The 13,529-nt window shown below is 66.0% G+C and carries 9 protein-coding genes; 8 read left to right on the forward strand and 1 reads right to left on the reverse strand.

What is annotated here, in order from left to right:
• The first annotated feature begins 64 nt into the window (after positions 1 to 64).
• Positions 65 to 1,195 carry a 3-deoxy-7-phosphoheptulonate synthase gene (locus FFS49_RS00555; RefSeq protein ID WP_039340441.1) on the forward strand — a complete coding sequence of 377 codons (1,131 nt, stop codon included), beginning with the start codon at positions 65 to 67 and terminating at the stop codon, positions 1,193 to 1,195.
• A 225-nt stretch (positions 1,196 to 1,420) separates the two neighbouring features.
• The gene (locus FFS49_RS00560; protein ID WP_046548755.1) at positions 1,421 to 1,849 is read left to right on the forward strand and encodes a PRC-barrel domain-containing protein; all 429 of its coding nucleotides are present in this window, start codon (positions 1,421 to 1,423) and stop codon (positions 1,847 to 1,849) included.
• A 92-nt stretch (positions 1,850 to 1,941) separates the two neighbouring features.
• Here the strand turns inward: FFS49_RS00560 and dapF are convergent, their stop codons facing one another.
• Positions 1,942 to 2,766 carry a diaminopimelate epimerase gene (gene dapF / locus FFS49_RS00565; RefSeq protein ID WP_105818326.1) on the reverse strand — a complete coding sequence of 275 codons (825 nt, stop codon included), beginning with the start codon at positions 2,764 to 2,766 and terminating at the stop codon, positions 1,942 to 1,944.
• Between the two features lie 327 nt (positions 2,767 to 3,093).
• On the opposite strand from dapF, the gene FFS49_RS00570 reads away from it, so the two are divergent.
• The 6 genes from FFS49_RS00570 to FFS49_RS00595 all read left to right on the forward strand — a co-directional run bounded on the left by FFS49_RS00570 (position 3,094) and on the right by FFS49_RS00595 (position 13,465).
• Positions 3,094 to 4,584, forward strand: coding sequence for an alanine/glycine:cation symporter family protein (locus FFS49_RS00570; protein ID WP_105818325.1), 1,491 nt, complete (start codon positions 3,094 to 3,096; stop codon positions 4,582 to 4,584).
• 597 nt (positions 4,585 to 5,181) lie between these two features.
• Entirely contained in the window at positions 5,182 to 7,455 is a 2,274-nt protein-coding gene (locus tag FFS49_RS00575; protein WP_105818324.1) for a LamG-like jellyroll fold domain-containing protein, read from the forward strand.
• 56 nt (positions 7,456 to 7,511) lie between these two features.
• Positions 7,512 to 9,854, forward strand: a complete 2,343-nt coding sequence (locus tag FFS49_RS00580) for a dockerin (RefSeq protein ID WP_105818323.1) — start codon at positions 7,512 to 7,514, stop codon at positions 9,852 to 9,854.
• A gap of 511 nt (positions 9,855 to 10,365) precedes the next feature.
• Complete coding sequence (locus FFS49_RS00585; protein WP_039349522.1) at positions 10,366 to 12,444, forward strand: carbon starvation CstA family protein; 2,079 nt, start codon at positions 10,366 to 10,368, stop codon at positions 12,442 to 12,444.
• A 12-nt stretch (positions 12,445 to 12,456) separates the two neighbouring features.
• Positions 12,457 to 12,663 carry a YbdD/YjiX family protein gene (locus FFS49_RS00590; RefSeq protein WP_011353713.1) on the forward strand — a complete coding sequence of 69 codons (207 nt, stop codon included), beginning with the start codon at positions 12,457 to 12,459 and terminating at the stop codon, positions 12,661 to 12,663.
• A gap of 181 nt (positions 12,664 to 12,844) precedes the next feature.
• Complete coding sequence (locus FFS49_RS00595; protein WP_105818322.1) at positions 12,845 to 13,465, forward strand: hemolysin III family protein; 621 nt, start codon at positions 12,845 to 12,847, stop codon at positions 13,463 to 13,465.
• The last annotated feature ends 64 nt before the right edge of the window (positions 13,466 to 13,529 follow it).

Consider the following 13,529-nt stretch of genomic DNA (forward strand, 5'->3'; position numbering starts at 1 on the left):
CCCGCCCGGGTGCCATAATCGAGCCTGCCCATCATTCCAGACAGACGTCCCCCGGAGATTCACCATGCAGAACCTCGACAATCCTTCCCACGATCGCGAGGTAGGCAGCGCCGACGCGACGCAGGACACCACGCGCATCGACGACGTCCGCATCGGCGCCGTGCGCCCGCTGATTTCCCCCGCACTGCTACTGGACGAGCTGCCGGTGCCGGCCGCCACGCAGACGCTCGTCGAGGACACGCGCCGCGCGATCGGCGACATCCTGCACGGCCGCGATGACCGGCTGCTGCTCGTCGTCGGCCCGTGCTCGATCCACGATCACGACCAGGCACTCGATTACGCGCGCCGCCTGAAGGCGGCCGCCGATGCGCTGAAGGACGACCTGCTGATCACGATGCGCGTCTACTTCGAGAAGCCGCGCACGACGGTCGGCTGGAAGGGCTACATCAACGATCCGCGCCTCGACGGCAGCTTCCGCATCAACGAAGGGCTGCGCGCCGCGCGGCAACTGCTGCTCGACATCAACGCGCTGGGCCTGCCGGCATCGACCGAATTCCTCGACCTGCTGAGCCCGCAGTACATCGCCGACCTGATCGCGTGGGGTGCGATCGGCGCGCGCACGACCGAGAGCCAGAGCCATCGACAGCTCGCGTCGGGCCTGAGCTGCCCGATCGGCTTCAAGAACGGCACCGACGGCGGCGTGCAGGTCGCGTCCGACGCGATCGTCGCGGCAGCGGCGAGCCATGCGTTCATGGGGATGACGAAGATGGGGATGGCCGCGATCTTCGAGACGCGCGGCAACGACGACGCGCACGTGATCCTGCGCGGCGGCAAGAACGGCCCGAACTACGACGCCGAGCATGTCGAGGCGAGCTGCGCGGTGCTGCGCAAGGCCGGCCTGCGCGAACAGGTGATGGTCGATTGCTCGCATGCGAACTCGAACAAGTCGCACGAGCGGCAGATCGACGTCGCGCAGGATCTCGCGCGGCAGTTGGCGCAGGGCGAGCACCGGATCGTCGGCGTGATGGTCGAGAGCCATCTCGAGGCCGGGCGCCAGGACCTGAAGCCGGGCGTGCCGCTGAAGTACGGTGTGTCGATCACCGATGCGTGCCTGAGCTGGACGCAGACGGAGCCGGTGCTCGACGTGCTGGCGGAGGCGGTGCGGCACCGGCGCGTGTATTCGCGCAACGCGTGACGGCGGCGATGTACGCGATTCGCTGCGGTATCCGTAATGTCGCCATCACAACAGGCGCCTGACGGCGACTGCGTCATCACGTCCAATGCAGCGTTTCGCGAGTGGCGCTAACATGGGCCGGTGTGATGCGTCGTACAGAGGCCTTCTCGTTTCACGCGGCGCATGCACGGAGGCGGCTTGGCCGGCCGCCGACACCGACAACAATTCACCGGAGTGCATAACAGCATGGCTTTCTACAAGACCCTCATCGCAGCAACCGTCCTCGCCTCGAGCGTCAGCGCGCACGCGCAGATCGCGGGCGCGCAGCCGATCAGCGTGACCGTCGAACAATCGCAGGCGCTGCTCGAAGGCTGGAGCGTGAAGAAGAGCGTGCTCGGCAAGGCCGTCTACAACGACGAGAACCAGAAGGTCGGCACCGTGCGCGACCTGATCGTCGCGCCGGACGGCTCGGTATCGGCGGCGATCGTGTCGGCCGGCGGCTTCCTCGGCGTGGCCGCGCACGACGTCGCGGTGCCGATCGCATCGCTCGACGTGCGCAACGGCAACATCTACCTGCCGGGCGCGACGAAGGATGCGCTGAAGGCGACGCCCGCGTTCCAGTACGCGAAGGTGCCGTCGCCGCCGAAGCCGAAGAAGCTCGACGACAAGCACTGAGCCAGCACGGATTGGCACGGCCCGGCGCGCAATGCGCCGGGCTGGGTCCGGTCGGCCGCGCGCCTGCGAGGCGCGTCCGCCGGCCCGGGCCGTCAGGCTCCGGGCGTCTGCTCGCCCAGCCAGTTTCCGCTGAACCCGAACGCGACCGGCCCGCTCAGAAGCACACTGCCGGCACCATCCCAACGCACCGTCACGTCGCCGCCGTCGCATTCGACGCGCACCGACGCATCCAGCAACCCGCGCCGGATGCCGTTGACGACCGCCCCGCACGAACATGATCCCGAACCGAGCGGCACGCCGCCGCCGCGCTCCCAGATGCGCAGGCGAATATGCGTGCGATCGATGACCTGAACGAAGTGCACGTTGGTTTTCTGCGGAAACAGCGGATGCGTTTCGATGGTCGGGCCGAGCGCCGCGACATCGATCGTGCGCAGATCGTCGACGAAGAACGTGCAATGCGGATTGCCCATGTTGCACGCGGCAGGGGCGCCGGGCAGCGGCAACGCGAGCGTGTCGAGTGCCTCCGCGAGCGGCACGTCCCGCCAGCCGGTGAGCGGCCGGCCCATCTCGACGGTGATCAGGCCGTTCGCCTCCGTCGAGCACTCGAGATACCCGCGGCGGGTTCGCAGCACGAGCGATGACAGGCCGGTTTCCCGCATCAGTTGCCACGCGACGCCGCGCGTTGCGCTGCCGCAGGTGTCGAGCGGCGAGCCGTCGGCGTTCCAGAACGCGACGCGGGCTGCTGCGTCGTCGCAATCCGACACGACCGCGAGCTGATTGAAGCCGATGCCGCGCTTGCGATCGCCCATGCGCCGCGCGAGGTTGCCATCGATCGCGTGCGCGTGATCCTGACCGCGCAGGTCGACGATCGCGAAGTCGTCGCCGTTCGCGTGCATTTTCTGAAATCCGATTGGCATGGCGGTTCCTGTATCGAGGCAGGCGACCACTGTACGGTGCGCGCCGGCCGGGATCAATGCCGTTCGGGCACGGCGGGGCGCAGCGCCGGAAGATTCGATCCGCCCCACGCACGGCGGGCTGCCCGATTGACGATCACGTCGTTGCGACGCCGTCCGGACGCGTCACGCGCCGCTAGGGGGACACCCCGATTCCGAATGAAATCGTAAGACATGTAATATAAATGAAAGATAAATTCGGATTTGTCCGTAGTCATGACGCCCGCTCGCTCGCGTAACGGATCCGACCGTCCGCCCACGCGTCATTCGCACCTTCAACAGAAACGCCCCATGGAACAACTCGTCGATTCGCTCAACGGTGTCATCTGGAGCCCTGCGCTCATCTTTCTCTGTCTTGCAGCGGGGCTGTACTTTTCGCTGCGCACGCGCTTCGCGCAGGTTCGCCACTTCATCGAGATGCTGCGCCTGATGCGGGGCAGCAAGGCCTCGGCGGAAGGCGTGTCGTCGTTCCAGGCGCTGGCGATGTCGCTGTCGGGGCGCGTCGGCACGGGCAACATCGCGGGCGTTGCGACGGCCATCACGTTCGGCGGCCCCGGCGCGATGTTCTGGATGTGGCTCGTCGCGTTCCTCGGCGCGAGCACCGCGTTCGTCGAATCGACGCTGTCGCAGATCTACAAGGTGCGGCGCGAAGGGCAGTATCGCGGCGGCCCCGCGTATTACATCGAGAAGGGGCTCGGCATCCGCTGGTATGCGGTGGCGTTCGCGATCGCCACCGTGCTCGCGTGCGGGCTGCTGCTGCCGGGCGTGCAGGCGAACGGGATCTCGTCCGCGATCGAGAATTCCTTCGGCATCGCGAAACCCGTCACCGGGGCGGTGCTCGTGCTGCTGCTCGGCATGATCATCTTCGGCGGCGTGAAGCGGATCGCGCGCGTCGCGGAAATCGTCGTGCCGTTCATGGCGCTCGGCTACATCCTGATCGCGTGCGTCGTGATCGCGCTCGACATCGAGCGTCTGCCGGGTGTCGTCAGGCTGGTATTCGAAAGTGCGTTCGGCGTCGAGGCCGGCTTCGGCGCGGTGCTCGGCATGGCGATCCAGTGGGGCGTGAAGCGGGGTGTCTATTCGAACGAAGCGGGGCAGGGCACGGGCCCGCACGCGTCGGCGGCCGCGGAAGTGACGCACCCGGCGCAGCAGGGGCTCGTGCAGGCGTTCTCGGTCTACGTCGATACGCTGTTCGTCTGTTCGGCGACGGGTTTCATGATCCTGATCACTGGCGCGTACAACGTGGTCGCGCCGGGCGGCCGCGCGCTGTTCTCGGGCGCGGCCGGCATCGAGGCCGGCCCCGGCTACACGCAGATGGCCGTCGAATCGGTGCTGCCGGGCTTCGGTGCGGCGTTCGTCGCGATGGCGCTGTTCTTCTTCGCGTTCACCACGATCCTCGCGTACTACTACATCGCGGAAACCAACGTCGCGTACCTGAGCCGTGCGCGCAGCAGCGCCGCCGGCACGTTCGTGCTGCGTGCGGTGATCCTGCTCGCGACGCTGTACGGCGCGGTGAAGAGCGCGAGCGTCGCATGGGCGCTGGGCGACATCGGCGTCGGGTTGATGGCGTGGCTGAACATCGTCGCGATCCTGTTGCTGCAGAAGCCGGCGCTCAAGGCGCTGCGCGACTACGAGGCGCAGAAGCGCGCGGGACGCGAGCCGACGTTCGATCCGGCCGCGCTCGGCATCGCGAATGCGACGTTCTGGGAGAAGCCGGCGGCGGCAAGCGGCACGCGCGAGGGCCGGGTGGAGCCGGTCGTGGCAGCAGAGCGGCAGTCGTAGCAACGCATCCCGTGGCGCTGCGCCGTCTGCGACGGCCGCGGCGCGCGACGCGGGATGCATTCGTCTCACACCAGCGGCCGGCACATCTGTTGCCGGCCATTTTGCATCGTGCCGCACGGGCGGGCCGATGCGTTTCCAGCCCCTCCCGATGGATTGCATGAAATTTGTGCTTGCCGTGACATGCGATCCCTCAGACCGTAGCGGCTCGCAGGAGCCTGCTGGCAATCGGCGAGGATGTGGGCGGGATCGCGGCCGCAGCCGTCGACGCCGAACTTCTATTGGCAGGTGGGTCGTCGGATTCGAGATGGCGTGCTCCGCCGTGAGCGCGCTACGGACAACAGATCATGCCCACGATCGATGTTGTCTTGTTCTACGGCGGCGCCCAGCCGCTTCGCGCAATCCTCAATCCGTGCATCACCGATGTGACACGTGCGTGTCATTGATGAATATGTTTTTTTTCGCTTGATTACATCCCTATCGTATTGGATAGAATGCTACGCGTTCCTGACGAATACGGAATGGTTCGTACATTTTTGTTGCTTCGACCATAGCTAAAAAACTGGGGATCCAGACATGCGAGACAACGGAGCACCGACGATGCTACCCGAGGAAATCGTCCCACTCGGCGACATCGAAAATATTGCACGACGCCATTTCGTGACGGCGCTCGGCGCAACGCTTCTGGCCGGATGCGGTGGAGACGGAAGCAACGCGGTTACAGGCGGTGAGCGTGCATCGGCAAACGGCACCGGCCAGGCGTCCCGAGGTGCGCCAGCTTCGAATGGTCTCGACGCAGGGGCGACGTCGGCGGGCATTGCCCAGACCCGAGCCTTCACGCATCCCGGTTTGCTGCATACCGAGGCGGATTTCGAACGCATGCGCGCTAAGGTCGGGGCTCACGCTTCCCCGTGGATCGACAGCTGGAACGTGCTCGTCGCCAACGGTCACACGCGCCTCACGAACAAGCCGAACCCGCAGGTCGGCATCTATCGCGGCAATGATCCCACGCATGGCCAGAACTACGGCGCGCTCTACAACGACATCGCCGCCGCCTATGGCGACGCGCTGCGCTGGAAGGTGTCGGACGACACACGCTATGCCGACAAAGCCGTGGAGTATCTGGACCAATGGGCCGCGAAGCTGACGACGCTTGGCGGCAGCGACGTGGCGCTCGCCGCCGGCATCTACGGCTACGAGTTCGCCAACGCAGCCGAAATCATGCGCGGCTACAGCGGCTGGAGTCCGGCCGGACTCGCGGCGTTCCAGGCCATGATGCGCAATGTCTTCTACCCGGTCAGTCACGCTTTCCTGACCCGTATCGACACCGCGATGGACACGCACTACTGGGCCAACTGGGGCCTGGCCAACATCGCGTGCATCCTGGCCATCGGCGTGCTGTGCGACGATGCCGAGCTGGTCAACGAGGCCGTCACCCATTTCAAGACCGGTGGCAGCAACGGCTGTATCCGGCAAGCCGTGTACTACCTGCACCCCGGCAACCTCGGGCAATGGCAGGAAGCCGGCCGTGACCAGGGCCACAGCACGCTCGGCATTGCATTGATGGGCGCCATTTGCGAGATGGCGTGGAATCAGGGTATCGACCTGTACGGCCATGACAACAATCGCTTTCTGGCCGGCGCGGAATACGTGGCCAAGGCCAACCTGAAGCAGGCGGACGGCGCGTTCTACACGGTGCCTTTCGTCACGTACCAGAACAGCGTCGGCGTTACCCAGACGCAGTTCTCCACCGGTGGGCAAGGCGACGCCCTGGGGCGGCCCTGCTGGGCGCTGGTGGCCAACCATTACATCAACCGCAAAGGTCTGGCGGCGCCCTACACGAAGCGCGCTGCCGAGCTTGTGGCACCGGAAGGCGGCGGCGGCAACTACGGCCCCAACAGTGGCGGATTCGACCAGCTTGGCTACGGCACGCTCACCTGTACGCTCGACCCCGGCACCCCTGCCGCAACGCCGACCGGCCTGACCGGCTACGCCGGCGCGGGCAAGGTGGTGTTGTCGTGGTGGGGCAGCAGCAACGCCGTCGGCTACAACGTCAAGCGCGCCACCATTGCCGGCGGACCGTACAGCACCATCCGGAGCGGTATCACCGATCTGCTGACCTTTACCGATATGCCCGCCGGTGCCGGCACGTATTTTTATGTCGTGACGGCGCAAACGATTGCGGGCGAGTCGGCGCCCTCCAACGAAGTGAAAGTGATCACGGCGCAGCAGTTGCTCGCGCACCTCACGTTTGATGAAGGCAGCGGCGTCACGGCCGCCGATAGCTCGGGCAACGGGCGCAATGGCACGCTCAACGGCGCAACGTGGGCAGCGGGGCGCAGCGGCAACGCGGTTTCGCTCAACGGCTCGGGCGCGTATGTGGCGTTGCCCGACGATCTGCTGGCCGATGTGTCGGACTTCACCATCGCCAGCTGGGTGTTCTGGAACGGCGCGCAAACGTGGGCACGCCTGTTCGACTTCGGCACGGGGTTCCACCGCTACATGATGTTCACGCCGCGCGCCCAGTTGCGCAACGGCTGGGCCGGCATGCGCTTCGCGATGACGGCCAACGGCCCCGGTGACGGCCCTCCGGAACAGATCATCGACGCCCCCACCGAGCTGCCGAGCAAGCGATGGGTGCATGTGGCCGTCACGCTATCGGGTTCGACCGGCACGATATACGTGGACGGCACGCCCGTCAGTACCAACACGGCGATGTTTCAGGCGCCGTTCCGCCTTGGCCCTACCACGCAGAACTGGCTGGGCAAATCGCAATACGGTGCCGACGCCACGTTCCGCGGCCTGATCGACGATTTCCGTATCTATCGCGGTGCGCTCAGCGCTGCGCAGATTGCATCGCTCATGACGAATTGATCGCGCAGGGCCCGACCGTGGGCCCTGCGATGGACCTCTTTCCTTAAGGACTTCTGATGACCGTGTTTTCTCAACGATGGATTGCCGCTGCGGCGATGGCGTGTACGTTATGGGGCTGTGATGGCGGATCCGACAGCGCGACAGGCGTGACCAATGCGGGTGCCGATGTCGCCGCCAATCGTAGTCAGATCGGCGGAAATGGCAGCGGCAGCAACCTGCCGGCGGCCGCGGCCAGCTGGACCAGCGTCAAGTGGGGCGGCGGTGGCTACGTCACCGGCCTGATCTACCATCCAGCCAACGCGAGCCTGCTGTACGCACGCACCGACGTTGGCGGCGCGTACCGCTGGAACGCGACCAACTCGACGTGGACACCGATTACCGACGGCATCGGCTTCGGCTCAGGCGAGGGCGATTTCCATGGCGTCGAAAGCCTAGCGCTCGACCCGAACAACGATCAACTCGTCTACATGATGACCGGCATTACCGTGACGCAGGGTCACAACGGCCGCATCTACATCTCGAGCAACCGCGGCGACACCTGGACGCACTACGACCTGCCGTTCCCGGTGGGCGGCAACGACAACGGCCGCGCCACGGGCGAGCGCCTGCAGGTCGACCCGAACAATCCCTCGACGCTGTTCTACGGATCGCGCACGGCCGGCCTGTGGAAGAGTGCCGATTCGGGCCGCACCTGGGCACAGGTCACGGGTCTGTCCTCCACCACGATCAGCGGGGGCGGCTCCCCGATCGGCGTCGAACAGGTGATCTTCGATACGTCGGGCAAGGGTAGTGGCCAGCCGACCTGGATCATGTGGGCCACCGTCGCCCCGGACTACGCCAACGCGGCGGGCCTGACGTCGACCCTGTACAAGTCCACCAACGGCGGCTTCTCCTGGACGCCGGTGCCCGTCCCGCCGACGGTGTCCGGCTACTACATCCCGCACGTCGTGCGCACGTCGGACGGCAACTTCTACGTGGTGTTCAACGCGGGCGTCGGCCAGGGCATCGGTGGTCCGAGCTATCTCTACGAGTTCGGCGGAAGTAACAACGGCAACTGGACGCTGCTCAACCGCTCCAACGGTAACGGCTTTGGCGGCCTGTCCGTCTCCGGTCTGGGCTCGTCCGCCCGCATCGCACTGGGCATGACGGGCTGGAGCGACACCAGCAAGACCATCCAGCTATCCGACGACGGCGGCAGTACGTGGCGCGAAATCGAGGCCGGCATGCCGCACACCGGCACTGCCTCGGGTGGCTGCGCCGGCTGGGTCGAGAGCGTCGCCATCGACCCGGCCAATCGCGATCACGTCATGCACGTCCACGGCGGCGGCATCTGCGAAACCATGAACGCCTCGTCGCCCACGCCAACCTGGCGCCCCAAGGTCGACAACCTCGAGGAAACCGTGACGCTGGCGCTCGTCACGGCGCCGCCCGGTGCGTCGTACAAGTTCATCAACAGCGCCGGCGACATCGGCACGTGGGTCAATACGGATCTCACGACGAGGCCGACGAAAGGCCCGTTGAACACGTGGAGCAGCGGCAATTCGGCCGACATGTCGTGGTCCGATCCGACGTACATCGCCGCCGCGGGCGTCGACAACGCCAACGGCCATGCCACCAAGGGCTTCTGGTCGGGCGACAGCGGCAATACCTGGGCGACGTTCGCGTCGCTGCCTGACGGCGCCGCGGCAAGCCAGAGCAACGTGGGCAACCTGGTCGTCCCGTCGCGCAACAACGTGACCTGGGCACCGCCCGACTCGGTGCCGTCGTACACGACAGACAATGGCGCCAGCTGGACGTCGACCAACCTGCCGGCGTTCAGCGCCAAATGGAACGGCTTCCCGCGTGCCTACCGCCTGGCCGCGGACCGCAAGAACCCGAACAAGGTCTATGCCTACGACTCCGGCGGCGCACCGTGGAGCTGGCAGCGCGGCAGGATCTACGTCTCGAACGACGGCGGCCACACGTTCGCGCTGAGCCAGGGCTCCGTGAACGCGAACCTGGCCTGGAATGCGTGGCGGGATACGTCGATGGCGGTCAATCCGAACGCCGAGGGCGACCTCTGGCTGGCCGACGGCACGGCCGTGTACCACTCGGTGGACTCGGGGGCAACCTGGACGAAGCTCAGCGCCTTTGCGTCGACCAACGACACACCGGGCGCCACCGTGATCGCCTTGGGCAGGGCGCCGACCGGTTCGTCGTACTCGGCCGCGGTCTACGTGGAAGGCACATTGAACGGCGTCTGGGGCATTTACCATTCCGACGACGGTGGTGCAACGTGGGCGCGCTTCAACGATGACGCGCACCAGTTCGGCGACTCCGGCGTGATGGCCGGCGACTGGAACACGTATGGCAGGATTTACGTCAACGGCGCCGCTCGCGGTCTGATCTACAGCAATTGAAGTTGATCGACCGTCAGGGGGCGATTCTCGACGTCTACGTCATGGCGCTTTGACCAAGGAGCATGGGTGCCCACCGATCGGGGAGGTGGGCACCTGTGGCTGACAAGGACGTTGAGTTGATCTTTTGCCACTACGGTACGGTTGGCGCGATGCAACCGAGAAGGGCCAAGGTCAATGTGGTTGCGGCGACAAAACCAGAATCTGCGTGAACTGGGGGAGCAGGGCCGCTTCCCGCCTGCTATCAAGAGCAGGTCGAAGCGAACCGGTCAGATGATGTGCTCGAGAGCATCGAGGCGGAACGGGTGAAAGCATTCAGCGCACCTCCCCGCATCTACGTAATTCTACGTAGCTCCGCATACGTAGTTATCCGCTTGTAAGCCGCCCCCGTCGCGCGGAATACTACGGCCCATCGCCGTGGCCTCTGCGAGGCTGCGGCACGACGCATCGACGTCACGCGGGTTCGGCCCCTCGCCGCATCCACTCAAAAACACATTGGAGACCAGGAGACGCCATGAATCGGGCTTCCAGTACCCTGCTATGGATCGCGGTCGCGCTGCTCGGCGCGTTCGCGTTCGGCACGATCGCACTCGCACACGGCGAGCGCGTCAGTGCCCTCTGGATCGTGATCGCCGCAGTCTGCGTGTATCTGATCGCGTATCGCTTCTACAGCCGTTTCATCGCCAGCAAGGTCATGCAGCTCGACGGGCTGCGGATGACGCCGGCCGTCAAGTACAACGACGGCCTCGACTACGTGCCGACCAACAAGTACGTGCTGTTCGGCCATCACTTCGCCGCGATCGCCGGCGCCGGGCCGCTCGTCGGCCCCGTGCTCGCCGCGCAGATGGGCTACACGCCCGGCATGCTGTGGATCCTGGCCGGCGTCGTGTTCGCCGGCGCGGTGCAGGACTTCATCGTGCTGTTCATCTCGACGCGCCGCGACGGCCGCTCGCTCGGCGATCTCGTCAAGATGGAGCTCGGCACGGTGCCCGGCGTGATCGCGCTGTTCGGCGCGTTCCTGATCATGGTGATCATCCTCGCGGTGCTCGCGCTGATCGTCGTGAAGGCCCTGACGAATTCGCCGTGGGGCACGTTCACCGTCGCCGCGACGATTCCGATCGCGCTGTTCATGGGCGTCTACACGCGCTACATCCGTCCGGGCCGCATCGGCGAAGTGTCGATCATCGGCTTCGTGCTGCTGATGGCATCGATCGCGTTCGGCCAGCACGTGCACGATTCGCCGACGCTCGCCGCGTGGTTCACGTTCACGGGCACGCAGCTCACGTGGATCCTGATCGGCTACGGCTTCGTCGCCTCGGTGCTGCCGGTGTGGCTGCTGCTCGCACCGCGCGACTACCTGTCGACCTTCCTGAAGATCGGCACGATCCTCGGCCTCGCGATCGGCATCCTGGTCGTCGCGCCGGAACTGAAGATGCCCGCGCTGACGAAGTTCGTCGACGGCACGGGCCCGGTGTGGTCGGGCAACCTGTTCCCGTTCCTGTTCATCACGATCGCGTGCGGTGCGGTGTCTGGCTTCCACGCGCTGATCTCGTCCGGCACGACGCCGAAGCTGATCGACAACGAAACCAACGCGCGCTTCATCGGCTACGGCGCGATGCTGATGGAATCGTTCGTCGCGATCATGGCGCTGGTTGCCGCGTGCGTGATCGAACCGGGCATCTACTTCGCGATGAACGCGCCGGCCGCCGTGCTCGGCTCGACGCCTGAGGCGGTGGCCAACACCGTCACGCAATGGGGCTTCGTGCTGACGCCCGACATGCTGACGCAGACCGCGAAGGCCGTCGGCGAAACGACGATCATCGCGCGTGCGGGCGGCGCGCCGACGCTGGCCGTCGGCATGGCGCACATCCTGCACCAGGTGATCGGCGGCGAAGCGATGATGGCGTTCTGGTATCACTTCGCGATCCTGTTCGAGGCGCTGTTCATCCTGACGGCCGTCGACGCCGGCACGCGTGCGGGCCGCTTCATGCTGCAGGATCTGCTCGGCACCTTCCACCCGGCGCTCAAGCGCACCGAGTCGCTGCCCGCGAACCTGGTCGCCACCGCGCTGTGCGTGGCCGCGTGGGGCTACTTCCTGTATCAGGGCGTGGTCGATCCGCTCGGCGGCATCAACACGCTGTGGCCGCTGTTCGGCATCTCGAACCAGATGCTCGCCGCGATCGCGCTGGTGCTCGGCACCGTCGTGCTGTTCAAGATGAAGCGCGAGCGCTACGCATGGGTGACGATCGTGCCGACCGCGTGGCTCCTGATCTGCACGCTGACGGCCGGCTGGCAGAAGATTTTCGACGCGAACCCGAAGGTCAGCTTCCTCGCGCACGCCGCGAAGCTGCAGGCCGCGGTGGACGAAGGCAAGGTGCTCGCGCCGGCGAAGTCGATCGCGCAGATGAAGCGGATCATCTTCAACGACTACATCGATGCGGCGCTGGCCGGGCTGTTCATCTTCGTCGTCGTGGCGATCGCGGTGTACGGCGTGATCGCCGTGCTGCGCGCGCGCCGCGAGTCGAAGCCGACGGTGCGCGAGACGCCGTACGAAGCGATGCCGGCCGCGCAGGCGCTCGGCAGCGGACGTTAAGGGGAGGCCGCGATGTTCAGCGATCTTGGCAGCGACCTGCGCAGCGCGGGGCGTTACCTCGGGCAGGCGTTGCGGCTGATGGTCGGCCTGCCCGACTACGACACCTACGTCGCGCACATGCGTGCGACCCATCCGGACCGCGAGCCGATGACGTATGAGGAATTCTTCCGCGAGCGTCAGAATGCGCGGTACGGGTCGGGAGCGGGGAAGTGCTGTTGAACCGGGCTGCCCAGGCCGTTCGGTAATCGAAAGGGAGGCGCCGCGATGCATGTCGCGGCGCTTTTTTCTTTGGCGGGCCGGCGGCGCGCGTCGCCGTTTGCCTGAGCGCAGCACGGCACATTCCGCCGGCCGGTATCATAGGGTTCCCTCTTTTCCAGATGGACCCGCAGGAGAACACGTCGTGCATGTCGGTGAGCGTTTCAACAGCATTTCCCATCTCGTCGGCGCGGTGCTGTCGGTGGTCGGTCTCGTGGCGCTCGTCACGATGGGCGCGCTCGAAGGCGATCCCTACAAAGTGGTGAGCTTCAGCGTGTATGGCGCGATGCTGATCCTGCTCTACGCAATCTCGACGCTGTACCACAGCGTGCGCAACCCGCGCCTGAAAGCGATCCTGCAGAAGTGCGATCACTCGGCGATCTACCTGCTGATTGCCGGCAGCTACACGCCGTTCACGCTGGTCACGCTGCGGGGCCCGTGGGGCTGGTCGCTATTCGGCGTGAGCTGGGGGCTCGCCGCGTTCGGGATCGTGCAGGAGCTGACGCTCGGGCGGCGCACGCGCCTGTTGTCGATGATCCTGTACGTGGCGATGGGCTGGCTCGCGCTCGTCGCGGTGCGCCCGTTGATCCATGCGCTGCCGCCGGTCGGTACCGCGTGGCTCGTGGCCGGCGGGTTGATCTACAGCGCGGGGATCTACTTTTTCATCAACGACGAGCGCATCCGCCATGGGCACGGCATCTGGCATCTGTTCGTGCTGGCCGGGAGCCTGTGCCAGTTCGTCAGTGTCGCGATGTATGTCGCGTGAGCGACGGGCGGCGTTGACGCAATGGCGGCGCGCCGTGCCGCCGCGCGCGCACCGGCTGGAGCAT

It is taken from the genome of Burkholderia sp. 4NA327C6, from assembly GCF_005502655.1.
Classification (GTDB): Bacteria; Pseudomonadota; Gammaproteobacteria; order Burkholderiales; family Burkholderiaceae; genus Burkholderia; species Burkholderia contaminans.

Excerpts from the sequence above, each read along its gene's own strand:
- FFS49_RS00555 (WP_039340441.1), top strand. The coding sequence starts at position 65 with ATGCAGAACCTCGACAATCCTTCCCACGATCGCGAGGTAGGCAGCGCC.
- FFS49_RS00560 (WP_046548755.1), top strand. The coding sequence starts at position 1,421 with ATGGCTTTCTACAAGACCCTCATCGCAGCAACCGTCCTCGCCTCGAGC.
- dapF (WP_105818326.1), bottom strand. The coding sequence starts at position 2,766 with ATGCCAATCGGATTTCAGAAAATGCACGCGAACGGCGACGACTTCGCG.
- FFS49_RS00570 (WP_105818325.1), top strand. The coding sequence starts at position 3,094 with ATGGAACAACTCGTCGATTCGCTCAACGGTGTCATCTGGAGCCCTGCG.
- FFS49_RS00575 (WP_105818324.1), top strand. The coding sequence starts at position 5,182 with ATGCTACCCGAGGAAATCGTCCCACTCGGCGACATCGAAAATATTGCA.
- FFS49_RS00580 (WP_105818323.1), top strand. The coding sequence starts at position 7,512 with ATGACCGTGTTTTCTCAACGATGGATTGCCGCTGCGGCGATGGCGTGT.
- FFS49_RS00585 (WP_039349522.1), top strand. The coding sequence starts at position 10,366 with ATGAATCGGGCTTCCAGTACCCTGCTATGGATCGCGGTCGCGCTGCTC.
- FFS49_RS00590 (WP_011353713.1), top strand. The coding sequence starts at position 12,457 with ATGTTCAGCGATCTTGGCAGCGACCTGCGCAGCGCGGGGCGTTACCTC.